General features: G+C 56.2%; 19 protein-coding genes. 4 read left to right on the forward strand and 15 right to left on the reverse strand.

Annotation, left to right across the window (positions count from 1 at the left end; genetic code table 11):
- Positions 1-152 precede the first annotated feature (152 nt).
- Positions 153-1526: a tetratricopeptide repeat protein gene (locus DESFRDRAFT_RS11935; RefSeq protein ID WP_005994226.1), complete on the forward strand. Its 1374-nt coding sequence runs from the start codon at positions 153-155 to the stop codon at positions 1524-1526.
- A 109-nt stretch (positions 1527-1635) separates the two neighbouring features.
- Here DESFRDRAFT_RS11935 and DESFRDRAFT_RS11940 read toward each other — a convergent pair whose 3' ends face one another.
- Positions 1636-2754 carry a tetratricopeptide repeat protein gene (locus DESFRDRAFT_RS11940; RefSeq protein WP_052303476.1) on the reverse strand — a complete coding sequence of 373 codons (1119 nt, stop codon included), beginning with the start codon at positions 2752-2754 and terminating at the stop codon, positions 1636-1638.
- 182 nt (positions 2755-2936) lie between these two features.
- The gene (locus DESFRDRAFT_RS11945) at positions 2937-4811 is read right to left on the reverse strand and encodes a glycosyltransferase (RefSeq protein ID WP_005994229.1); all 1875 of its coding nucleotides are present in this window, start codon (positions 4809-4811) and stop codon (positions 2937-2939) included.
- A gap of 178 nt (positions 4812-4989) precedes the next feature.
- On the opposite strand from DESFRDRAFT_RS11945, the gene DESFRDRAFT_RS11950 reads away from it, so the two are divergent.
- On the forward strand, positions 4990-5922 hold the full coding sequence (locus tag DESFRDRAFT_RS11950) for an NAD-dependent epimerase/dehydratase family protein (RefSeq protein ID WP_005994230.1): 933 nt from the start codon (positions 4990-4992) through the stop codon (positions 5920-5922).
- Between the two features lie 61 nt (positions 5923-5983).
- Positions 5984-7348, forward strand: coding sequence for a methyltransferase domain-containing protein (locus DESFRDRAFT_RS23135; RefSeq protein ID WP_005994231.1), 1365 nt, complete (start codon positions 5984-5986; stop codon positions 7346-7348).
- Positions 7349-7375: 27 nt separating this feature from the next.
- Here the strand turns inward: DESFRDRAFT_RS23135 and DESFRDRAFT_RS11960 are convergent, their stop codons facing one another.
- From DESFRDRAFT_RS11960 to DESFRDRAFT_RS21420, 4 genes are all read right to left on the reverse strand, one after another.
- Positions 7376-8911 (reverse strand): hypothetical protein, encoded by a 1536-nt coding sequence (locus DESFRDRAFT_RS11960; protein WP_043794703.1) that lies wholly within the window; start codon positions 8909-8911, stop codon positions 7376-7378.
- An 85-nt stretch (positions 8912-8996) separates the two neighbouring features.
- Entirely contained in the window at positions 8997-9668 is a 672-nt protein-coding gene (locus tag DESFRDRAFT_RS11965; protein ID WP_005994233.1) for a class I SAM-dependent methyltransferase, read from the reverse strand.
- Positions 9669-9691: 23 nt separating this feature from the next.
- Positions 9692-10417, reverse strand: coding sequence for a nucleotidyltransferase family protein (locus tag DESFRDRAFT_RS11970; protein WP_005994234.1), 726 nt, complete (start codon positions 10415-10417; stop codon positions 9692-9694).
- Between the two features lie 462 nt (positions 10418-10879).
- Entirely contained in the window at positions 10880-12631 is a 1752-nt protein-coding gene (locus DESFRDRAFT_RS21420; RefSeq protein ID WP_005994235.1) for a TIGR04372 family glycosyltransferase, read from the reverse strand.
- Positions 12632-13170: 539 nt separating this feature from the next.
- On the opposite strand from DESFRDRAFT_RS21420, the gene DESFRDRAFT_RS23290 reads away from it, so the two are divergent.
- Positions 13171-13479, forward strand: coding sequence for a hypothetical protein (locus DESFRDRAFT_RS23290; protein ID WP_144005027.1), 309 nt, complete (start codon positions 13171-13173; stop codon positions 13477-13479).
- 97 nt (positions 13480-13576) lie between these two features.
- On the opposite strand, the gene DESFRDRAFT_RS21425 is transcribed toward DESFRDRAFT_RS23290, so the two are convergent.
- The 9 genes from DESFRDRAFT_RS21425 to DESFRDRAFT_RS12010 form a co-directional block, all read right to left on the reverse strand.
- A complete protein-coding gene (locus DESFRDRAFT_RS21425; RefSeq protein ID WP_081458477.1) occupies positions 13577-14698 on the reverse strand; it encodes a TylF/MycF/NovP-related O-methyltransferase in 1122 nt (373 codons plus the stop codon).
- Between the two features lie 58 nt (positions 14699-14756).
- Positions 14757-15896, reverse strand: a complete 1140-nt coding sequence (locus DESFRDRAFT_RS11975; protein ID WP_005994239.1) for a class I SAM-dependent methyltransferase — start codon at positions 15894-15896, stop codon at positions 14757-14759.
- A 26-nt stretch (positions 15897-15922) separates the two neighbouring features.
- Positions 15923-16948, reverse strand: a complete 1026-nt coding sequence (locus DESFRDRAFT_RS11980) for an aminoglycoside phosphotransferase family protein (protein ID WP_005994241.1) — start codon at positions 16946-16948, stop codon at positions 15923-15925.
- Positions 16949-17049: 101 nt separating this feature from the next.
- Positions 17050-18153 carry an FAD-dependent oxidoreductase gene (locus DESFRDRAFT_RS11985; protein ID WP_005994242.1) on the reverse strand — a complete coding sequence of 368 codons (1104 nt, stop codon included), beginning with the start codon at positions 18151-18153 and terminating at the stop codon, positions 17050-17052.
- Positions 18154-18221: 68 nt separating this feature from the next.
- Positions 18222-19289: a radical SAM/SPASM domain-containing protein gene (locus tag DESFRDRAFT_RS11990; protein WP_005994243.1), complete on the reverse strand. Its 1068-nt coding sequence runs from the start codon at positions 19287-19289 to the stop codon at positions 18222-18224.
- A 231-nt stretch (positions 19290-19520) separates the two neighbouring features.
- Entirely contained in the window at positions 19521-21014 is a 1494-nt protein-coding gene (locus DESFRDRAFT_RS11995; RefSeq protein ID WP_005994244.1) for a PfkB family carbohydrate kinase, read from the reverse strand.
- Positions 20998-22131: a class I SAM-dependent methyltransferase gene (locus DESFRDRAFT_RS12000; protein WP_043794709.1), complete on the reverse strand. Its 1134-nt coding sequence runs from the start codon at positions 22129-22131 to the stop codon at positions 20998-21000. Before DESFRDRAFT_RS12000 ends, DESFRDRAFT_RS11995 begins: the two co-directional genes overlap by 17 nt.
- Positions 22132-22228: 97 nt before the next feature.
- A complete protein-coding gene (locus tag DESFRDRAFT_RS12005; protein WP_005994246.1) occupies positions 22229-23110 on the reverse strand; it encodes an SDR family oxidoreductase in 882 nt (293 codons plus the stop codon).
- 50 nt (positions 23111-23160) lie between these two features.
- Positions 23161-24045, reverse strand: a complete 885-nt coding sequence (locus tag DESFRDRAFT_RS12010; protein ID WP_005994247.1) for a radical SAM/SPASM domain-containing protein — start codon at positions 24043-24045, stop codon at positions 23161-23163.
- Position 24046 lies beyond the last annotated feature (1 nt).

A 24046-nucleotide genomic window follows, 5' to 3' on the forward strand; every position in this document is an offset into this window, starting at 1 on the left:
TGTCTGTTTCTTAAACTTTAACTGATATCCAGAGCGTCGCGTTCCATCATCTATCTATTGCAAATGTTTCCAGTAAAGCACGCTTTACTCTGTTTCCTGGGGCAACACCACAGTTTTGCTACGCTGACAATATACACTGAAGGTACAGAGATATGAATCCCACTCCCTTTTCCCTGCCTGACATGGATCGCATCCTGAACGCCCTGTCGCCGTTTACGGAAACGCAGCGTGCCGCTTTATTGCCGGAGGCTGTGGAATTTACGCCAATGGGGACGGATTTTGATGAGCCTCCTGCGCGCATCCCGGCACAAGTCCGCCTGGAACCCATGATACGCCATTTGCTCAAGGGGGACCGGGAAGGCGCGTTGGGGGCGTCAAAGGCCCTGTGCCAGCAGCATCCGGGCCGGGTATTTTATATGTTGGAGTACGGTGTTCAACTGGCCAGCATGGGCCGGGTCGAAGAAGCCTTAACGGTCTTTAATAAAATTCTGAAGATTAATCCCAAGCATTTTCAGGCTATTCGCTATATCGCCTTTTTGAAATTCATCCAGGAAAAGGGAGGGGAGGCCTTGGAGTTGTACGGCCAAGCCCTGGCGCTGCAACCGGGTGATTTATTTTCCAATCTCAATAGTGCGATGGCGCGCAGGTTGCTGGTCCCCAAAAGCCGGTTCAAACCGCAACCTATGCCGCATACAGCCATTTGTACCAGTCTGCCGCCTCACAATTTCGCCTTGTCCCAACTGGCGGTACGTTCCTGGCTCGAACGCGGGTTTATTGTGTATTCAGTCAATACCCAGGCTGAAATCGACATCTTGGCGCCTCACTTTCCAGGTGTCCGATTTTACTGCTGTGAACGCACGGCCAAGGAAAAGTTTGGCAAAGACTTTCAATATCTGGATACGGTGATGGCCTGCCTGGCCCAAAGCGGGGCGGAGGTGTGCGGCATTGTCAATGCGGATATCATCTTGCGTGGTGAGCCCGAGGATTGGGCCCAGATCGCCCACAGCGCCAGGGCGTCGTTCACTTACGGTTCGCGAGTCAACATGCGCACGCTGGAGGACCAGCACGGCTGGGTCTACGAGGCCGGGGCGGACTTTTTTTTCTTTCCGCCAGCGTTTACCGCCCAGTTGCCCACCTCTGAATACGCCTTGGGGCTCCCCTGGTGGGACTGCTTTTTACCGTGCTGGGCCATGGCCTCGGGGTGGCCGATAACCTATGTGTATTCGCCCGTGGCCATGCACCTTTATCATGATATGAAGTGGGATTTCGATCTGTATTATGACTTTGGCCTTTACACCATGCGTCGTTTTTTTGCGCCGCTGTTGGGTTCGATCGTGGCGGAAAATCCCGGCCGTAATCTGTTTTTGCGTCGCCTGATCGCTACGGTGTCATTTGCAGCGAAACGCAGCTCCCGCGGAGTTGCTCGTCCCCTGGTGTGCGCCAGTCCCACTTTCGCTCGAGCCCATGCGCCCATTGATCCTGCTCAGTGGTTACACCTGGAATACGAGACACTTGTCGTTTTTTAAGCGGCCGGTGGAGTGTTGTTTCTTGGGCTGCTTTGAGGACCTGCCGAGGGGCTTGCGCTTTTTCCGGGCCATTGAGTTGGGTCTCGGGCGCATTTTCCGCAACATGCGCTCATGTTTTCATTGTCCCGCCCTGAAGCGCCTGACGGATACCTGTCAGCAGGGAGCGCGCGCCGGTATGGTCGGGGTGACGGGCGAGAAAGGGGCGTAGCGCGGCGAGAGCCTGGGGCGTGTTTCCGGCGTTGGCTAGGGCCAACACTTCGAGCCAGGCCAAGGTGGTATCTTCCGGATACATACTCAGGAAGCCATGCGCCAGGGCTGCGGCCTCGCCTGGGCGCGCCTGTTCGAGAAGTGTGGCGACGTCTGCGCAAAGCAGGGCCGGGTTTGCTATGCGCTGGTCGTAAAAGTAGGTTTGCGTAAAGGTGTCCGCCGCCGCATCCGCCGCCACGGCTGAAGGGTGGCGCAACGGCTCGACATCCTGGACGGGCAGACGGGCGAGCCAGCCGGCGCTACCTGTGTGGGTGGCGTTTAGATCAAAGCCGATATTCGCCACCATATTGGCGTTGGGCAATATCGTCAGACCGCTGCTCCCGAACGCGGCCATGGTCCATGCATAGTCCCAGGTGTCGATTTCCCCGTTGGCGGCGCGCGTAAAGGATTCCAACCACAAGTCCCGGGTGGCTGGGTTTGTAAAAAGCCGTTCCAACACGCCCGAACGCTGAAAGCGCTGTACGGCGCGTAACGAGGGGTCGAAAAGTCTCCAGGCCCGCCGCCAGGTCGCCCATCCCCAAATGTGGTTAAAGATGGAAAAATAGTAGGAGCCTTCCCCGCGGCGGGCTCCCAGTTGGAAATTGCTGCCCGAAATTTGGATTACCCGTGCGTCCTGGCGATAATGCGCGAGCAGGGACTGGCAGAAATCAAAAAACCCCGCCACAGGCAGAACGTCGTCCTCCAGAATAATTCCTTCGTCGACCTGTTGAAAAAACCAAGTAATAGAGGAGCTGACTGCCACGCGACAACCAAGATTGCGCGCCCGCAGCAACGTTTTCACCTCGCAGTCCCAGTCAACGGCCAAAGCGATTTCTCGCGCGGTGCGACACGTTTCGGCGTCTGTCGGGACATGGGATCTTGGGCCGTCCGCCGCGACAAAAAGTTGTCGGGGACGTGCCTGGCGGATGGTTTCGAACACCCGGGCCGTGGTCTCCGGACGATTGAAAATCAGGAAGAGCACGGGGACATCCAGATGGGAACAACAATTTCCTGGTATCATGAACGAATCGTCCTGGCAGAGGAACAGGCGACCGTAAGGTACGGGAAGCTGCTACGGTGTTGGGGCATTGCGCCGGGTCCTTTGTTGCGGTCCGGACAGCAGGGATAACCCGCTGCAAAATATATGCGACCGGGCGAAATCTTTCAGCGCATTCGTACGGCAAGGGCCACACCATGGCCGAGTTCAGTAAATTCGAATCCGGTCATATCCGGGCGGGACGTGACCGCCTTGCGCCAGATCTGAAGTCTGTCAGGGCGATCCGGCGAGACGACATCTCCGAAAATGAGTACGCCTCCGATCCGAATGTGTCGCAGCGCCTCGATCAGATGGGTCGTGGCGTGTTGCGGAGCGGTATCGCCGTCTATGATGGCCATGTCAAAACTTTGGCTACGATTGCTTGAAAAATAAGCGGCTACGTCCTTCGGAGAGTTGGCCTCGGCGAGGGCATAGTTTCCTGTGTGCCCCAGGCGTGTCAGAAGGGCCTGGGTGGATTCCCGGCGTGCGGCCGTCTTCTCGGGACCACCGACATCCAGGACCGTCAGCCGAACTCCAGGGCGGCAGGCCACCACCATGGCAAGGATGTCACCTCGATCCGTTCCGATTTCCAGACAAGTTTCGATCGCCAGGACGCCGGCCAGGACGTGGCAGGCTGTGCGGATATCCGCGTAGCGCCAGTTCGCGCCAAAGCGTTTCAAGCCTCTGGATAAGAAGCCGCGCCAAAAAAGAATTTGTTCGTCTTGGTCCAGCAGTTTGAGGACTCCCAGGGTGCCGGCGTAGGCCTCTGGAGTGAAGAGATATGCGGCCAAGGTGGAGGCTCCAGCCAACGGCGGCGCATAGAGCGATTTTCCTTTGATCTGGAAGCAATTGCCGGGCGTGACATCGGCCGTGGCTGGCGGCGTGTGGTGAGCCTGTTCCAAGGTGTTTGCCACAAGGCGGACGATTTCCAGGCCGAAGCGCAGACGCCGATCATCCGTGGCGGCCAAGGCCTGTTGTTCGGTTGCCGTTCCGGCAGTGGCTGTAAATTCCGGAGCGCCTTGAAGCACTGCGGCGAGATGCTGGGGATCGCCGGTGTGGAAGGGAAGACCTCCCGGGATGGCCTGCTCCAAATGCACGGGGATATCCGAATAGATCACGGTTTTGCCCAACAGACGACAATCCTCGATAACCGTGCTCCAGCCTTCGAACCGTGAGGGTTGGACAACCGCCGCCGCGCCACGCAGCAGCTGCACCTGATCGGCACGGTCGATAAGCCCCAGAATCTTCACCTGATCGGCAAGCCCTTTTTCTTCCAATAGACGGACCAGGGATGGAAAATAGTCCGGGTTGCGATAGTCGTCCTTGGAGCCCGTGCAGACGAGTCTCCAGATGATACCCCGCTCACGCAGTAAGGCCAACGCCTCGAACAGCGTGCGGTGGTCCTTGTGTGCCCAAAACTGGTTACAGCACATCAGATAGGGGCTCTCGATACCGAAGCGAGCCGTGACGGCCTCGGGATCGCCCTCGAGCCAGCCCGGCTCGGGCGAGGTGGCAAAGCGCAGTACGTGGGTAGGGCAGGTGACCGGGAAAAAGCGATAGAAATCATCCTGGGCAGCCTGGCTGCTCAGCACCACCATATCCCGCCCCTGGGCCAGTCGTGCGAACGTGTTGTTGCGTTGGACAATTTCGGACCGGGAAAACATCTCCGGCAGGTAGCAATGCTGGAAATCGGGGATCCAGTAAGCCTTGGCTCCTGGTGTTGCCGCGTCATCCTCGATGGGGAAAGGGTAGAGCACGTCAATGTCGTCCAGGCGAACCCCCGGAGCGTACAGGCGGATATCGTCGGCCAGGGGCAGGATGGCCTGGTATTGGTCCAAGGCCGAAATTTGGTGCGGCAATACGAAGTAGACCAGACGAAGTTTTTTTGATGGCGGCAAGGCTTTTACGGCCAGGGCCAGGTTTTTGAGATAATTCGGTCCCCCCGTCCAGCCCTCATTTCCCCATTGGATGATGATGCCCAGGGTGTCTTTTGGGGTCTGCATGGAAGGAACCTCCAGGACGCAAATTGCGAGTAGATATTATTTGCAAATTTCACACCCGAAGCCGGCGCAAAGGCAGGCAGATAAGGCATGAAAATTGCTTTTTTTTTAACTACGGGCGGATTTTCCGACCGCAGGATATCTTACAAGGGACCCGCGTGGCCCGCCAAGACTATATTCTATGCCTGTAAAAACCGTACTGATCACCGGCGTCAATGGTTTCATCGGCAGCCACATGGCCAGACGGCTCGGCCGGGACTACCAGGTGGTAGGGCTCGGCGCCAGTTCCGTGGATACCCGGGGGCTTTGTCAGCATTATGTTCAGATGATGCTTCCCCATCCGGATTTCATCCAGGTTCTCGCCCAATATCAACCCGAGTGCTGCCTGCATTTCGCGGGTTCTGCCTCGGTGGGAACCTCGTTTGCGCATCCAGGAGTCGATTTTCAGTCCGGGCCGGCCGCAGTGTTCCAGATTCTCGATGCCTTGCGCCAAAACCAGGGCAACGGCAAGCCGTGTCTCTTTCTTTTCCCATCAAGCGCCGCTGTCTACGGCAACCCCACCAAGCTTCCTGTCGCGGAATCCGACCCGATTAACCCGATTTCTCCCTATGGTTACCACAAAAGCATGAGCGAAAAACTCATTGAGGAATTTCATACCATCTACGAAGTTCCTTATCTCGTCCTGCGTATCTTTTCCTGCTACGGACCAGGACTGCGGAAACAATTGCTGTGGGACTTGTGCCGCAAAATAGATTCTGGAACAGTGGAGCTTTACGGAACGGGCGAAGAAACTAGAGATTATATCCACGTAAAAGACTTGGCTGAACTTGTAGCGGTCATCTTGCGTAAAGACATTCGCAATACAGTCCTTAACGTGGGCAATGGCCGGGAGGTGAGTACCAGGACCGTGGCCGACAGCATGTTACGCGCCATGGGACGTGAAGACCTGCGCCCCGTCTTCAGAGGGCAGGGCAAAACAGGTGACCCCTTACGGTGGTGCTGTGATTGCACAAAATTACATAATCTTGCACATATAAAAAGTGAGTATGCTGATATTGACACTGGAATCGCACAGTATGCGCAATGGTATAAGAAAGAATCATCGCGTGCATAGCGTATTGAATTATCCCATCAAATATTTTTGAAATAGCTTCTAGTCTCCAGGAGTTTTTTATATGGCGGATACGGTCCTCCCCCAGTACGGTCTTACCGTGCATCCCTCGGCGCGTGTTTCTCAAAACAGCATTCTTTTGCGCGAGGCCTGCTGCGTGACTATCGGTGCGAACAGCCTCATTGAGGGCAGGCTTGTATTCGAACGCGCCGGCGGCCGGATTGCCATTGGTGAGCGTACCTTTCTCGGGAGTGCCTCAATTCTTTGCGCAAACAGCGTAACCATAGGCAGTGATGTTCTGATCGCCTTTGATGTGGTTATCGCGGACCATGATTCCCATTCCCTGCATTTTTCCGAAAGAAAAAACGATGTGCTTTTTTGGCGGCATGGCGTGAAAGACTGGTCGTATGTGCAGGGGGCGCCGATACGCGTGGATGACAAGGCTTGGATTGGTATGCGCGCGACAATCCTCAAAGGCGTGCACATTGGGGAAGGCGCGGTGGTCGCGGCCTGTTCGGTGGTCACCCGGGATGTCCCCCCTTATGCCGTGGTGGCGGGCAATCCTGCCAGAGTGGTGCGCATGCTCGATCCTGCCGGCCATACCGAAGCGCCGAATCCGCCGGCGATGACCTGGGAGCAGGCCGTGGCCTGGCTCCGGGAGCAGCCGGACCAGGCCGCCCTGACTCGGGCGTGTTATTTCGACGATCCCCTGCTCGAGGCCGTAAAGCGTTACCACGACGAAGGGGAATGGGCGGCCGTGCGGGAATTGCTGCCCACGCCGGGTGGCAAGGCCCTGGACGTCGGCGCGGGGCGGGGCATCGCTTCCTATGCTCTGGCCGCGGATGGTTGGGAAGTAACGGCCTTGGAGCCGGACCCCAGCCGACTGGTTGGGCATGGAGCCATTGAGGAGATTGCCCGGGCCACAGGTCTCCCGATTCGGGTGGTGGCCGAGCGCGGTGAGCGCCTTCCCTTTCCCGATGACAGCTTCGACGTGGTTCACGCCCGGCAAGTGCTGCACCACGCCTCGGACCTGAACGCTATGTGCCGGGAACTTGTGCGGGTGCTGAAGCCGGGCGGCGCGCTTTTGGCCACGCGGGAGCATGTGCTAAGCAAACCGGAGGACCTGCCGGCCTTTCTGGCCGTTCATCCCCTTCACCGCCTGTATGGGGGGGAAAACGCCTTCACCCTGGAGGCCTATCTTGCGGCCCTGCGTCAGGCCGGGGCGTCCATCAAGCGCGTATTGAGCCCTCTGGAATCCCCAGTCAACACATTCCCTGCCACTCCCGATCAGGTACTCGGACAGGCCGCCGCAATTCTCAAACGCCCCGCGGCCGAACTCGGGCCCAGGGATGTGGCCAGGGCGAGCCGAATGCTCCAAACACCGGGCAGGTTGTTCAGCTTTCTGTGTGGGAAGAAGCGTCCGGCTTGATACCGCCTTGGAAAGGCGGGCGGGCTGCTAAAGTACGCCCCGCCGCGCAAGCGCCCGGCGCATGACGGCCCGGTAAAACCGCTCGAGCCGTCCACTTTGCCGCGGCGCGGCGAAAGGTGTCAGGTTTCGCGGGACCTGCCTGATGCGACGGACGGTCGTCAGTAAGCCAGTCCAGAATTCCCGGGACATGAGATCCTCGCGTCGGGCGAAAATGGCGCGATTGGCTGTGGCGGCGAATTGGGCCCGGTCTTTGTACTGGGGAGATACCATGATCGCCACATCCTGTTCCAAGGCGTCGCATATCCTGTTGCCCATGCCATGCAGAATTGTCGCGGTAGTTTCTCCTGTTTTGGCAGTATGATATACTGGTAATTCAATAAAGATGGCATCGAGAAGCACGTCAATTTTTGCGAGAAATCGTAAAAAGTGACGATGCGGCATGGTATGATGGAGCTGAAAACAGTCGAATTTTGCGAGCTTGTCTTTCAATTGTTCAACGGCAGGATTATTTTTTTCTTTTTCATAATAGGTCGGGACAATATGGACCATGATATTCGCGCCATCCATAACGGTTGCCATCTGTAATAGACATTCTCCAAACATGTAATCCATGGTGCCAGTGACCAGACAGTGCGTTTTCCCGTCGTAGTCACTGAGCTTGCTCGCCTGGATGGACGTTTCCACACAAACTTCAGGAAAAAAAAGAGCCGTTGTTTTTGGGCGAAGCATTCCGTTTTTATTGGCATACTTGAGGATTTTCGAGCGCATACACAAACCATCGACATTGCGAAACCAGGCCTTTTCGGCCGCGAGCTGCGGCTTGAAGCCGTGCCTTATGATAATTTCCGGATTGAAGATGACATTGATTAAATCATAGGCGTCCCCGACGACGGGAAAAGGCAGCGCACAGGTCAAGGCAAGGGTGGTCTCGTTGACATGCATATGGGTCGGGAGGTGAACGATGTCTGCGTCGAAGGCCACGACCTTTTCGATGATGGCGTTAAGGTCATGGGAACAGTCGCGGTAAAAGGACAACTCGTCGTAGAGAGACGGGGCAAGCGTCGTGTAGGGCACTGGCGCTTCCTTGAAGATTCCCTGAACCACCATGCCTCCCTGCTTGGCGCAGGCCATATGGCGGGTGACGCGCGGACTCACGTAATCCGTGATGAAGCTGACGCGAAGGGGGCGTTCCCCGGGGGCCCGGGGAGCGCGTACGAGCGGGGGCACGGGGATATATTTACCCTCCAGCGCCCGGGCATAGGCAAGATAGGCCTCCCGGCGGGTTCGAGAGGCGTCGCAAAAGGCCAGACATCGAGCCAGGTGGGGGATGTCGGGCGTCTTGGCGAGCCATTGGGCGAAGATTTCCCACAAGATGGCGAGTTGTTGCGCGGGAAGCCCTTGTTGTGGCGAGGCCTTGGGTGCGTAAGGTGAAAGCTCCGCCATGGTCTGCGACAGCTTGGCCATATCCGGTTGCGATGCGAAAAAGTTGTTTACGGCCGCGATGATCGTTTCCATTGAACCCGATGCGGCTGCTTGCAGCAGCTGTAACAGCGGAGAGTTCAAGTTCAATCCTTTCTCGATGAGTATGTGGGATATCCAAATGGCAGTCGTCCGCAGCTATATGCAATGATAATATCGAGTTGTTTATTTACTTTTTATGAAATCCGGCAACAATAATGTAGTGGCACATGGCATAAAATCCCGTGTGCAGCACTTCATCGTTCATGCCAAACACAATGACATTATGAAAATACTGATGCAATAAATCATAAAGTCGTTCGGCGGAAAAAAGGTTGACATGCCCCAGAGCACTGGCAGGAGAGGCATAGGGAGAAGCTGTAATGTTTGGCGTGCCAACGATACACATCCCTGTGCTATCCATGTTGTCGACAATGGTTTCCATATAGGCGTGTTCGTGCCTTTTTTCGATATGTTCGATCACGTCCATGGATATAACGGCGTCAAATACGCCGAAATTTTTCCCTATAAAGTCAGCGCACTGAAATGTGGGCGCGAAAGGCGACCGCTGGAAAGCCTGTGCCTGGGCAATGGCTTTGGCATCGAAATCCACTCCGAGGACCGAAGCGGCATGCTGCGCGAGGAGGAGCGTGCCCAGACCTTCGCTGCATCCCAGTTCCAATACCCTGGCGGATCTGTCGATGGGGAGAAGGCGCGCGGCGGACTTGTAGCGCGACAGAGAAAAAAGGAGGTGCTTGGGATCCTTGAGCAGGCTCTGACTGATGTAGGGCCCCAGTTGGACGGCTGGGATATCCAGAGCTATTTCCCGAACGGCTTGCCAACGCTTGTGGGAGTCATCCATGGAGCGATCCTTTCACGCCAGTGTTAGCGGTATTCTTGCAGGGCACAGGCATAGCTTTCGGGTGTGCCAATGTCCCTATGGTAGACATCATTATGAAATGTGGCGATGCGCCCCAAGCAGTACGGCAAGAGATCGAGACTTATCTCCGGCAGGGAGCCGGGGCGTGTGTCGAACATGTCGAAGATCACCGGTTCCATGGCAAAAACCGCCCCGTTTGCCTTGTTTCCTGGGGGGTGCGCACATTTTTCGAAAAACGTGGTCACCACACCGCGTTGATCCAGCTCCACGATGCCGCACTGGCTGGGCTGGTCGGTCTCGAAAGTCATCATGGTCAGCACGCATTCCGGGGGACGCCGTTTGTGGGCGCGCAAAAAGGCTGCCACGTCGAACCGGCTCAGGTTGTCGGCATGGGCCACAAAAAAAGTGCCCCCGTCCAATTGCCGCCGGTGGGCAAGGAGTGTGCCCCCGGTGCCAAGCAGGGCGGGTTCCGGGCTCAAGTGGACAGCATCGCGCCATGGCGAGGCGGTGAGATACTCTTTCACAGCCTGCGCATGGTGATGGATATTGACATAAATGGGCTCAAGCCCGGCATGAATGAGCATTTCCAGCCAAATATCCAATAAAGGGCGGCCGTGAATGGGGACCAAACATTTGGGGATGGTGTTGGTTATAGGGCGCAGGCGTGTTCCGAGTCCGGCCGCCAGAAGGATGGCCGGGATGGACCCGCTTGCGGCCTGGGTTGGTTTCATGCGTGCTGGCTCCTTGGGGAACGACTGCGGAATATGGCGGCGCGGGAGGCTTTACGCCGACTGCCGGACGCCTGAAGCGATTCCGGATCTGCTACACCAAGTTGCTAGCAAAAAATGTTCCATAAATCCGTGCTCTGTTCGACCAAAACGGCTGACGGCACGTAATGGATTTCTCTTCAGGCCGCATTCGACCCTTTCTTTTCAGGTTTGGCAAAGCCCTTGAGGTGGTCCCGATTGGTTGGACAGGTTGGCGGCGTGGTCAGGTTCGTGCTCATGCCGTCTTGGAGGCCGCGTGGCCTTCCTAGGGTGTCTATGGGACGACGACCGTCAAAAGCCGTATGCGGCCGCTGCCCTTTTTTCGAAATCCCGCAGGTGCATACTATTTGGCGATTTCTCGTCCATGCCAGCCACTCCTTCTGACCTGTTTTCGCATGTTGTATTCGTGGCTTCAGTTTTCAGGGATCAGTGTAGATACATGCGCAAGTAGTTTGTTGAAATCTTCGTCTGGACGCCGAGGAAACCGCGTCCAGGATACCGTTCTTCAAGCATTTTCCAGAAAGAAGCCTGCTCGGTAAGGCTGGCGTATTTTTGCTCCCATGTGCCATCTATCAGGGAAAGCATCTCCATAGCGGCGTCTTTGAGTTCCTGAGGCGAGTTATCTACCCATTCCATGGTACTGTACCATTTAACTGCATCTGGATTAGAATTATAGAGCCTATCGTCGACATGATCCAGTATATAATCCAGATCCTTGTATCTCCGACTGTTTTTTCTTCGCAAGTGCTTAAAAAGCACGAGTGTATTCGAATACACCGGCGGTCTATAATGAAAAATATGATTCGTAAAGAGCATGGGCCGGCGATATATCGAGGCCATAGCGCCTATGCCGCCAACATTGGCAAATAGGAAGAAACAACGGGCCGGCAGCCAGAGATCCATCAATTCAGAACGATATTTCGTGCTATAATCAATAATTCGTTTTGATGCCCACTTAAGTGGTTTTGCGACATGAAACCCGGTTCGAATGACGTAGTACCCCAATTCAGCCAAAAATAAGCAAGCCTCTTCATAGGAGTCGATATCGGCATACCTCTCCTCCCCACACCCAGGAGGAAATGTAGGATTACCCGCATATTTAATTTGGTCGTAAGCAGAATCGCGAACGAGAAGGCAAACAAAAGGGGCGCCGTGCGGCACGCCCATTCGTTCTAGCTCCTCCCGAGCTTGACGTTCCTCGGTCAGAGTAAATACAAGCGACGGAGGAGCATTAAACAGGCCAGGATCACGCGTGATATCGTAGGACGCCAAACTTTCTATCATAAGCGGAGAACCGACCACCTTATGAGCCAATCGTTCTCCATCACGAGAGAAATCAATATGACGCGCCCACATGGTGGTGAGTTGGCTGTTTAGACGGGTCATACTGGGAGGGATGCCAATAATATCCAAGCTGATGGGTTCTTGCCCTTGCTGCAGCGAGAAAAAGTACATCGACGGATTCATAATTGCATGGCCGATAGCGGCAGGACAAAGGCTTCCGAAACGAACGGGGGCCAATGGTTGCAGGGCCAAAGCGGCCAAAATGGCTTCTTGACATCCCGTCTCGGTGAGTTCGCCTTCCTGGCGTGGCAAGCCGGAGAGGTAGGCTTTGTACCAAATCCAAAGGCAGCGGCGCACGGTGGTTTTTTCCCAGATACGTTGTGCTAGGCAATGGGGACACAGCCATTCCCCGGAGCCAGAGTGAAGTTCTTGGGATTTTTCCGGACCAAACAGACACTGATTGTGGCAGCACGGGCAACGGTCTTCAAGGAGAACCTGTGGGGGGACGTCTGGTTGGAAAAGTAGGCCTCGGACCGAAGGTTCGGTAGGATAGCTGATGTCCACGCCTTTTTTAGCAAGGAATCTGATCCAGCGGTAGTCGTCATTGGCAGGGGGGAGATTGTCCCAGGCCGTGGGCTGACCTAAGCGTACCGATACGGCCTGGAGAAGGGGACGCTGGCCCGCCTGATCCAGGAGGTTATGATCAAGGCGGGAGAATAGGGATTTAGCCTGCTCCGTGGCCCCCAGAACAAGCAAAGTGCGTATCAAAAACAGCAGGTCGGTCTGGGAACAGCCTCCCACAAGGGAGGATGCCACGATGCCTAAAGATTTCTCTCGGGGCAGGGTGAAAAGCTCTCGGGTTAGCTGTATATCAGGAGGCGAAATGGCAGTCATGGATCCAGATCCTTTTTGATTCGTCTGAATTTAGGTGCCCGCGCACACCCTCTCTAGATATTTTCCGTAACATACCAATTTTGTTCAAATAGTTAGCACACAGCACAGGTGTAGGCGTTCAGGGCGAAAATGAGCGCCCTTTTCAGGCCGAATATTATAGCTATGGTCGAATCGAAACGCTAGCTTGGAACTTGCCCTTTCCCATGTCTATCGGTGCCTCCACAGACATCGTGCTCAACGACAGGGGCACTGAACCAGACAATGAAGGGTCTGTTTGCAAATTTTGCGACGCAATGACCTTCACTCTGGAGTTTTAATCATGGATTAAGAAACCTCCGTCCTTCTGAACATCGTGGCTCCCATGGGTATCGTGGATGCGCGCGGCCCTTACTTCCGACAGTCCTCACATGGCCCAGCGGAAGCGAAGCGGTAGAGTCCACGGATGTGGTGTAAATTCTGGAGTCGTCCAGGCCGGGGGGGGTACCTCCAGCCTGGGCGAGGTGGCCATATGTGGCCGGGGCTATCGAGGTCGAACTCGGGTGGGCGACACGGAAATTGTGACACCAAGTCGTCCAAAGAAAAACGATACGCCTTCCCAACGCCGCAAGGCTCGGCTGCGTTTCCGCAGACGCGCCGGAATCGAACCCGTGATCGGGCATGTCAAACAGGATCACCGCATGGCGAGGAATTTCCTGACAGGAGTGCTCGGTGACGCCAACCTGCTCATGGCCGCCGCAGCTTTCAACTTCAGGAAGTGGATGCGCAAGATGGCGCATTGTTTTGTCCTCATCCTGTTGTGGCTACGTGGCGAGACAAGAGATGATCTCCCCACACAACCCGTCGGATAGCGCCGAAAACACGTTTTTCAGGATCGACTCTATTACCTTTTCAACAACAAACTGCACCTTCAAAGCAAGTTGAATCGATGCTGCTTATGGATTCAGGCTATGGTTTAACCAGAAGTCCTTGGCCGGTCGGCAGGGGCAGAATTTGAACGCCATGACGATCGGCAAAGTTATTCCACGCATTGCGTTGCTCTCCTGTCCACCAAGCGTAGTTGTAGTCATCCAAAACGATCATGGCGCCCGAAACAAGTCGCGGCCAGAGATATTCACCTGCCGCAATTTCTGTAGAGGCCACGTTCATATCGATTGACGCATATGCAATGCGGTCGGATTGGATTTGATCAAGAGTTTCTGGAACACGTCCCCGTATAAGTAAAGCATTTTTGAATTGGCTAAAATTCTTTTTAGCAAGTTCATAGCACTCAGGATGATGTGTTTTGTTATACTCGCGCGTAGCTTCACGAACGTCATCGGAGACGTCCTGCAGTGGTATGCCATCATATGTGTCAAGGAGATAGAATTTTTTATTGGTATTTGAAAAATCCGTATATTCCATGACCGCCCGAGAAAAAACACCTGTATTAACTCCACATTCTACAAAATCTCCATCAAGATGCATTGCGTGAGTTGCGGCCCATAAGAGTACTTTTACGCGCCACTCGCAACGCATTTCTCCGAACTTATGACCGGTTGCATGTCCTGCCTCATATGCAGCTTTGAACCGAGGTTCCTCCATCCAGTCCGTGCCATGTTCCGTGATTAAACTGTCTTGGCAATACGTAATATGCTTACTATCTATTACGATGTGGCTTAAAAAAGGACGTGTCGCTTCTTCTACAAATTTTCTAACTGTCTTCCATTCCATGTTTGCTCCCTTCTGTTGCTTTTGAGGTTGTCTGGGGCGCTTTGCCAGCATTTCTGAGTTTACTGCAAAAAAACACCTACAGCAGGCTTTATTGCGCCCCAGGTCTTCTATTGTAGGGGTAAACCCAATAAGCGAGTCCTCGCCGTAGACAATGACCCGCAGGGGAATTTTTCGGAGAACTTTCGAGACACCTGCAACCCGGCCTTCTGTTAAAGACGCAACGCTTTGTCGGGTCTCATGGCGTGCCCCAATTGCTCCATAAAAACCACTATGCCATTCCGCTTGGCTGGAGTCCCCTGCTGTTTGGGAGAGTGGCATTTCCTGACCGTATTCTTCGTCGCGATTCGCTTGTTGCATCCCGTTGCGATAATTTCCGATCAGACAGTTCGAAGTCCGCTAGACCTGGGGAAATTCCCTAGCCAGGCAAGGTGAGTGTTTCCGGATAAACATAGCGTACCGTCGGCGTCGATGCCTGGACGCGGTCGTGGATGGCCGCGGCAATTTCCCGTTTGAAGGCCACGAAAATGGTCGCCCCTTGCGGGATGCGGTCTGGCGACACGATCTCAATGCCATAAAGCCGCATTCCGTTCATGGCAGGGTTGTCGTCCACGAAAAAATCGACCTTGTCCGGAGCCAGCGAGCCAAGCCAACCCCCCATGCCGGACACACCATACAGACCGAATGGAGGATGCCCGGCGAGTTCACCAACCACAAGATCACGCTGGGTTTTCAGCCAGGCCAGAATTGCCTTGCCACGGGCCAGGTTGGCGGTATCCGGCACGATGTCCGTTTTCGGGTTGCCGGCGGCAAGCACCATGGCCAGTTCCCGGCCGGAAACGGCCTGCAACGGCGCGTCGGGAACCAAGCCGGCCAGGGCTACGGCCGTTTCTAGCGTCCGGGTCGTATAGAGTGAAACATGATCACCTATCACGAATTCGGAATACAGCTCCAGATAAGACGGGACCCGTACGATGATCCTGCCGCCGGGGCGTAACAGCCCGCGTAGAGCCCGCAGCACCGCCACCGGCTCGATCAGATGTTCCAGTACATGGTTAAGCGTGATCAAGTCGAAACGCTGGTCTACGGCATCTATGCCATCTGTAAAAATGCCGTTTACTCCTGCGATGGCGGAAAGCTCGTCCACTTTGTCGGTGGTGATATCGTAGCCGTAAAGCGCCCATTTTTGGAAGACACCGTGGAAGTCGCGCAGAAAGAAACCGTGTCCACAGCCAAAATCCAGCATGGTCCCGTGTTCAGGGAGGTGCAATGAATTCCGGATACTTGTGGCGACCGCAGCTCCACGGGACATGACCGTGCCATTGCAGACGTCGATTTGTCCTCCCGGGAGAACGTAGCCGTTGGAGTATATACCAAGAACATTTTCCCGAAACGTTTCGTCGATATTTTTTTGCAGGTGGCCACAGGTATGACAATATAAGGCGCTACTCGGTACATCGAGTATTCGCAAATCGGAACTTATACAGCCCAAATTGACGGAATCAATTTTTTCCAACGCCCCTTGCCCACAAACAAGACATATATCTTGTGCGTCCATGCTGTCGTTCCTCTTTGCTTTTTCCGTTAGAATGTCGCGTCAACGACCGCGATGGCTGCGGCAATATCCTGGTCCAACATCTGCTGGGCTTTTGCTAACTGGCGCGCTCTGGTTTGGCGGACGTCCATCCCCGTATCCACGAAACGACGCCGCAACATGTCGCCCCGGACGAACTCGTTGCACAAAATACAACACCACTTCAGTCCGAGAAGCGGCAGATAGGCCCGTACCCGGGCCGCGAAATTCCCCGCGTCGCTAAAGATAGCCTTGAATTCCTTGACCACGATGCGCTTTTGGTCCGGGGAAAGGGGGAGGCCGCAATGCAACAGCGCATCGCTTAAAAGTTTTGCCGGGTCGTCCCAACCGAAATACTCGAAATCCAAAAATTGCAAGGGACCGGAGGCGGGGGCAAGGGTGTTGTGCAGGCCGAAATCCGAGGGGCTCAACGTCCAAAATCTTTGGGGCAACTGGTGACCGAGGGTGCCCAGTCGTTCAACGGCCATCGTTTTCCACTGTTCCAGGGCCGGCGCCAGTCGTCCTTCGACAAACGCGATGACCTCGGCCGCCAAGGGCGTTTGCGGATCGCAGGCACAAAGCCGCGCAAAGCGTTCCCGCACCTGTTTGACGATCTCTTCAGCGCATAGGCAGGCTTCCGAGGCGAACCCGATGCCGTCCGCCGGGGTCACTGCTCCGCGTAGGTCCCAAAGTCGTTTTGCAAACGCACCCATGGCCCGGGCGTGCTCCGGATCCCCCGGAAGCGGCGCTTGGCCAGGCAGAAAACTGTAAACGGCCATCCCCGCTGCCCGGTCATAGGCGATGGCTTCCGGCACTTGGACCATGGCGTGGGCGCGCAGAAAGCGCAATGCGCCGAATTCGGTGCCCAAGCGATCGCGGTGGTCATTGGGGTGGCAAAAGTACTGCTTGCCCACCCAGTTTTGGCCGTTGCCCCGCAGCAGCCAGACACGGCTGTTCCGTCCCCCTTTCAAGGGTTCAAGCGCGACAAGGGGATGCCGGCAAAGGTTGGAAAATGTCTTCTGGAGCGAATCATTCATGAAAGACAGATCCGTGCAGTTTCTCCGTGCCCGCCACAAGCTGGCAGGGATCGGGTTTTGAGCGAGCGACTCACCATCGCGACTCGATTGCTGGGAAAACACTACAACTGCGCCACTGTCTCCAGGGCATGGGCGACAATATCGTGTATGCCGAGATATTTATAGAGCCCCATGCGCCCGACGCGGATGATGTGCTCGGGGAGTGCGTCAAAATATTTTTGCGCCAACTCCAAAGCCTGCTTTGTGAAATATGGATAGAGACGATTTTTTCGAGACGGAAACTCCAGGCCAAGCAATGTATTTGGCGACACATGCCCGGTGAGTTTTTTATATTCAGTAATACGGGTATATGGTTCATCGTTCGCATAGTGGAGAAAATTTACGTGTTCTGGTAGAAGCTGTTCAATAGGAAGAACGAGATTCATGAAATCACGTCCCATATAAGGCAATGGGCCGTAGCATTGTCCTAGAAGATCATCTGCCGATATACTGCTGACAAGAAAGTCCGCATGCAGCCATTGTCCGTCCACGAGGACAGCGGGTTTTTCGATGTCATAGGCCTCAGCGGTGGTGTTGAGACGCACGGTGACGTTGGGGGCAGCGGCTGCACCGGCGAAGAAATCATCCCAGCCAGTGTTTTTTTTCGGGTAGGCAAGCTCGAAGTCCACGTAATCGCGGGACCCGGTTTTAATCCTGGGCCGGGTGAGCATGTGAAACGGGCCGTCTATGGCGGTGTTGGATTCCACCTGCCACATCTTGCGTGAATAGTCCTTGACGAATTTTCCGTAGAGCGTCGGGCCGACGGTGGTCAACCAGCTTTCTTCAAGGTTGGCCGGAGGGGGCGGCGGGACCGGCACAGCGGCCAACTCCCGGGTAATTCTATCGTGATCCGGCATTGTCTTGATGTCGTCAGCATGGGGGGGGAACGTATAGAAAGCATCATCGCGGGCCACGTAGGTACGCAGCTGGTGCCGGAAATAGCGTAGCGGAGTGAACTCTTCCAACAAGTCTGTCACTCCGGCGGGAAAACCGCTTAATGGGCGGGGACCGTAGGTGTAGGGATGTCCGCCTTCAAAAAACGTCTTGCACCCGCCGCCGAGCCAGCCAAGACGCTCGATAAGGGTCACGTCAAACCCTTTGCGCCCGAGTTGCAGCGCCCAGGCGCAGCCAGCGAATCCTCCACCGATGATGATCGCAGATTTCATATGACGCGTGTCCTTTCAAAATTCCGTGGACGGCAGAGGGATGCGTTTTCCGCGATTCCGGCCGAAAATCAAACGAATTCCAGATGGTCCCGATCCACACTGAGATAATCGTGGATGGCGAGATTCTTGGCGTTGGCGGTGCAGTGGTGCTGGCAATCCCGGCTTGGATTTATGCGGAAAAAGGCTTTTTTATCCTTGAACCAGAATTCCTTAAGTGACTGTTCCCGCAGGCTGCCAAGAAGGCCGTTTTCCAAGTTGTAGGCTTTGTCCTGGCAGGAGTAGACGCCGAGATCCGCGGCGACCACGGCGAGGATCTGCTGGTAAGGGCACCACGTGTACTTTTTTTGAAACAGGGTGTCGTGATTGGGGTAGTCGTTGAAGATCTCAAAATCCGGTCCGGCGAGCCTCGCCGTCGCCTCATGGATGGCGTCCACAGTGGCCTGGCAGAACGGCGCATGATAGGCGCGGTTTTCCTCGGCCTGGTTGGAGACCACGCAGGCGGTCACCTTGACGCTGCGCACGCCACGATCCCGGAGCTGTTCCAGAATTTCAGGGACATGGCTGTGGTTGATGGCGTTTATGATGAAGCTCACGCCCAACCTGCAGAAGCCGTTGTACCGGACGAAATGCTCCAGGTTTCCCATAATCTTGGTGAATTCACCGCTTTTGACGCCGCGAAGCTCGGTGTAGCTGTCGTCACTCCAGCCATCCATGGACACACGCAGCCAATGTCCGTTGGCCGCGAAAAATTCCGCAATTTCGCCGGTAAGAAGGGCGCCGTTGGACAGGGAAGCGAATTTGACGCCGTTTTCATGGAGTCGTTTTACGGTTTCCAGCAGGTAAGGATAACAAAAGGGTTCGCCGCCGCCGCTGAAAGTGACGGCCTTGACACCCATATCGATAATATCCGTGACGATTTCTCGCATTTTATCATGAGGAATGCTGTCTCGGATGCGCATGTCCTTGCCGAGCTGCAGGGAATCCATGCGGTAGGCGCAGTAGCGGCAGTTGTGGTTGCAGAAGTTTGTTGGCTTGATGCGCAGGTGAATCGGTGCCTGGATGGGCTGTTGCGCGGGCGTGCTGTCGATCTTGTCTTTAAAATGGAATATTTTCATGCTTGAATAGAGCTGACCCATAACGGACCTCCTCTCAATGAATGCGTTTTGGCGTTGACCGGGCCAAAGAGGCATGGGGGCAGGGGCGCCGATCTTCCAAGAGAACCGGGGGTAACTTGTCAGAGTGGCCAATACGTGCCGCCATGGCCCTGGCTTGGAGACGTTGGCTGGCCTGAAGCGGGGTGAAAACTTCTTGGCATAGTGCCTGCGATGCGCTGGCGGACATGAGGCCTTCTTATAAACGGGTTCCGGCTAGAGGGCGGGACGCGCCCCAGCCACCGCCGCGATAATTTCTTCCTGCGTCAGCGGGATATTGCCGATGCGTCCCACCTGAATGGCGGCGGCAAGAGAACCGAGAAAAGCTCCTTTCCAGATGTCGCTGCCACTGCGCAGGGCCAAGGCTGTGGCGGCCAGGAAGGAATCTCCGGCTCCGGCGGGGTCCTTGGGTGCGGTACACATGGCAGGGATGCTATCCGTCAGGAAACTGCCGCCCACCACGCCCGAGTGCAATAATACGCCCGCGGAACCAAGGGTCATGGCTATATGGTCGGCTTGGGCCTTGCGCCGGAGTTTTTCGGCCATGACCACCAAGCCCGATTCGAAGTCATTGGTGGCCAAGCGGGCCTCGCGTTCCGTTGGAGTAAGCATGGTCGCGCCACGAAAGCGAGATACGTCGCCGACCTGGGAGGAAGATTGGCTGTCCGCGACATAGCTGATGCCGCGCTGCATGGTATGCGCCAATAATCTGTCAACGAACTGTTGGGGGAGGCAGCCGTAATTGAAGTCCGAAAACACGACGAGGTCGATAGCCCCAATGATGTCCATGAACTCGAGGCTAAGAGAGCGGATCAACTCGCGCCGGATAGCATGCTGCCGGAGATGGCTGATACGCAGCAGATTTTTGCCCAGGCATTGTATGCGCTGTTTGTGTGTCGTCGGCCGGGAATCATCCACGCAGATATGAGGCCTGACGCCATAGTCGCGCAATTTTTCGCGAACAAAGGTACCGTTGGCGTCATTCCCCGTGACAGTCAGAAAATTCACTTTGGCGCCCAGACCGGCCAAATGCGCCGCGACGATGCCCGCCCCACCCAGAAACTTGTGGGACTGGTCGGGCCTGACCACCAAAGTTGGATCTTCCTGGGACATCCCAAGCGGGTCGCACATGACATATTCGTCCACGATGACATCGCCGATCACGCACACGCGCAATGATCGAAACGCCTGCATGAGCGGTTGGATTTCCGAAAGATCAAATTTATGACGTTCAAGGAAATCCGGCGGGTAATAAAGCGGTTGGCTCAGTAAAGGCGTCTCGGCCAAAAGGTCGGAAGCGCTTACGCCGGTGTTGCCGGAGGAAAAAAGCAGTGTTCCGCCGTATTCTTGCAGGATTGAGGCCTCGATGTTGTCCTCGTCCTCGAATTCCTTTCCTTTGACAACGATGTCGGGCTTAAGCTCCCGTAAAAAAACTTCCAGGCTGTCTTCAAGCACGAAACAATAGTCCACGAAACGAAGGGCTTGCATCACGGATAATCGTTGCTCTTCCGTGAATCCAGCGTCCGTGGCCCGCAGGTTTTTATACAACCCGACGACAAGAATATCCGCCAGATCGGCGGCAAAGCTGAGGAGGCGCAGGTGCCCGGGATGCATGATGTTGAAATACCCGGACACGAAACAGACTTTTTTATCCTTCCGGGAGGCTGCAACCTCTGCGACGATCTGTCGTCCGTCAATGTTTGTTTTCATGGCGGGGCTCATTTGTATTTTTTATGCGGGCATTCCATCGCTTTTTTCCCCCGAGTGGGGGCTCTTCAAAGGCTGGAGGCAATATTTTCGCAAAATCGAATCCATTTTTTTCAAGGCGCGCGGCGATTGCCGCGGCGATGCCGGCGGGAAAGGCCAGCACCACGGCGGCGGCGGTCGGCGTATCCTGCGGGGCCAGAATGGGCAGCCCGAGGTGCCGTTGCCCCTGGCGTTGAGGATCTTCGTCCACAAAAAAGGCCACCTCGCCCGGCATCACTCCCGCCAGCCAAGTCCCGGCAATGGCGGTGCCAAAGATGCCAAGGGGCCGGCCGGCGGCGGCTTGGCGTACGGTTTCAGGAAATTTTTTCAGCCAGCGCACCATTCGTTCGCAGTCTTGGGCGGCTCTCGCGGCCAAAGGATCGGGGCCGGCGGCGAGAGGCGTCTCGGCCGGCTGGGCATACCAACCGATTTCTTTTTCCAGCCAGCCGTTGCTGGAGGCCGTCAGGCGCAACCCCGCGCGCACTCCGGCCTGGGCCACGGTTTCCGGGGTGAAGTGGGCGCAATGGTCCATGATGACCAGATCAAAGGGATTGCGCTGGAAGGAAGTCGTCTGGACGAAGATCCCGCCTCCGGGCGAGAGCAGCCCTTGCATCTGGCGCAGCATAGCCACAGGCTCGAAAAGGTGCTCGATGACGTAGTTCAAGGTCAGGCAGTCGAACCGATCCGCAATGGCATCCAGGCTGCCGCTGTAAAAGCGAACGCCGGGCAGGTGCGCTTCCAGCGCGGCCCTGCTGGCCTCGGAGCGTTCGAAGCCACAGACTTCCCATTCCGGACGTACCTGCTTGAAGGAATGCAAAAAATCGCCGTTGCCGCAGCCAATATCCAGCAAGCGCCCCCGTTGTGGCAATGAAACGGCCTGGGCTAACTGTTCGGCCAGGATCAGGGATCGCGGCTTCGCGGCCCCGGTGTTGGAAAACATCAGGTGGGTCTGGACGGTCTCCAGGGGATAGACTTTGTAGTTGGCGTAGATGGCGGCCACCGCGGTGTTCCAGGCGTCGTCGCGCACCTTTTGGATCATGCCGCAGACGGGGCAAACGGCGAAAGCGGCTTGTTGCGCCAAGGGAAAGGCATCCGAACTTACGCAAGCAAGGCGGAGGTCCGGGGCGATGGGCGTCAGGAGCTGCGTGCCACAAAGCAGGCAGCCACCTGCGGGAGTGTCAGCGGTGGTCACAGCGTATTGTTCCTAGGGCCTCCTGTGGAGTGGGAAGACGCAGGCCGCAGAAGGCTTCGGTCGCTGCGCTGTCCAGGGCTACGTATCGTGGCCGATGTTCGGGTACGATGCCCGCCCGGGCCGCCGTGTCCGGCTCCACCAGGGCCATGTCGCATCCGGCGCGCGCGGCCAGCCACCGGGCCGCGTCCACATAGGAACATTGTTCGGCGGGACACAGGTGCCAAACCCCCGCCACGCCTTTCGCCGCCAGCCTGAGCGTGACATCCAGGAGGGCCGCAAGCGGTAACGGCGCGAGAAAGAGGTCCTCAAAGGCCCGCACGAGCTCTCCCCGGCGCCATTGCTCCAGCCAGCGGACAAAAAGCGGCATGTCCGGGAGAAGGACCTTGCCAAGCCGGAGGATAAGCGCCCCGGGAATCTGATCCTGGACAAGCCGTTCCACATCGCGTTTTTGCCGCCCGTATTCCGACAGAGGACAAGTGGGGGTTTGAGGGGTCGGCAGGACCGCGGTGCCGTCAAAGACCATGTTGGTGGAAAAAAGGATAGGACGATAGCCTGAGGCCGCCAGTGTCCGGACCAGGATCATGGTTTGGTCCACGTTGATGCGGCGGGAGGCTTCGGGGTTGGTCCGGCAAAATTCCAGAGAGGTCGCGCCGGCACAGACAAACGCGACCGCGTCCGGTCCCCCCTGTTCGCGTGGCTGCCACGCGAAGGTCTCCGCGGCCAGATCGAGGAAATCCTCCCCCTCTTGAAGGGGCCGCTCGCGTCGGGTCGTGACGCGACAGGGAACCTCGCACGCCCGCAACGCTGCGCCAATCGCCCGCCCGATCTGGCTGTCGCCGCCAATAATATATGCCCGGTCAAGCGTCATGACATGTCCCGCCACCTGTGTCCGGTGGCGCCTACGCGCTGCGCGAGGCGCTAAAAAATCTTTTGATCATCATCCCAAATGGAGCAGTTGCGGCACATGGGCACGGCGTCCCGGCGGCCGATGGCGTGTTTTTCCCGTATCGCGGCGTAGGCCTCGCCGTGCCAGATCTCTTCGATGGTGTTTTCGCCCACATTGCCAAGCAGATGGTTGGGGCGGTAGTCCAGGCAGCAAATACCGACGTCGCCATTGGTGCTGATGTTAAACGTGCTCCAGAGAATGGGGCAGGGCGCGCTGGTCTGGCTGGAAGATTCCACCGCCTCAGGCATTTGATTGCCCCAGTTGTGCATTTTTTTAGCGTAGACGCTGTCGTTTGGACCCACATGACGCCGCCAGTAGGCCAACCAGGTATCGATGTCTTCCTTGGTCAGGAGCGGGTGGGCCTCGGTGCGCACACGGACCGTACATGTGGGACGAATGGCGTCGCGCAGGCGCAGGAAGTTGTGGATATTGGCCACCACCACCGCATGCTTGAGTCCCACACGGATGGCCTCATATTTGGCCGCGTCCATACTGTTGAGGGTGATGTCGAGATCGTCAAGACCGGCTTCGAGGATGCGGCGGGCCGCGGTCTCGTCCAGCAGAGAGCCGTTGGTGCTAAAGATCACCCGGGGCACGCCAAGCTCCTTGAGCCGTTGGATGCGCTCCGGTAATTTTTTGTCCAACAACGGTTCACCGTTTATAAAAATCGCCACCTGGGTGATTTCCTGGCTGTGATGCCCAAGTTCCATGGCGATTTTTTCGAAAAGGGCGTCGCTTAAAAACGGCGTCGTTTTTTCGATGCCTTTGTTGGGACAGTGCACGCACTTGGCGTTGCAAAGCCGTGTTGTCTCCAGCATGAAGTACGGCGGGAAGGAAGGAAGAACGATTCCTGACATA

The sequence above is a fragment of the Solidesulfovibrio fructosivorans JJ] genome, from assembly GCF_000179555.1.
GTDB classification, from domain to species: Bacteria; Desulfobacterota; Desulfovibrionia; order Desulfovibrionales; family Desulfovibrionaceae; genus Solidesulfovibrio; species Solidesulfovibrio fructosivorans.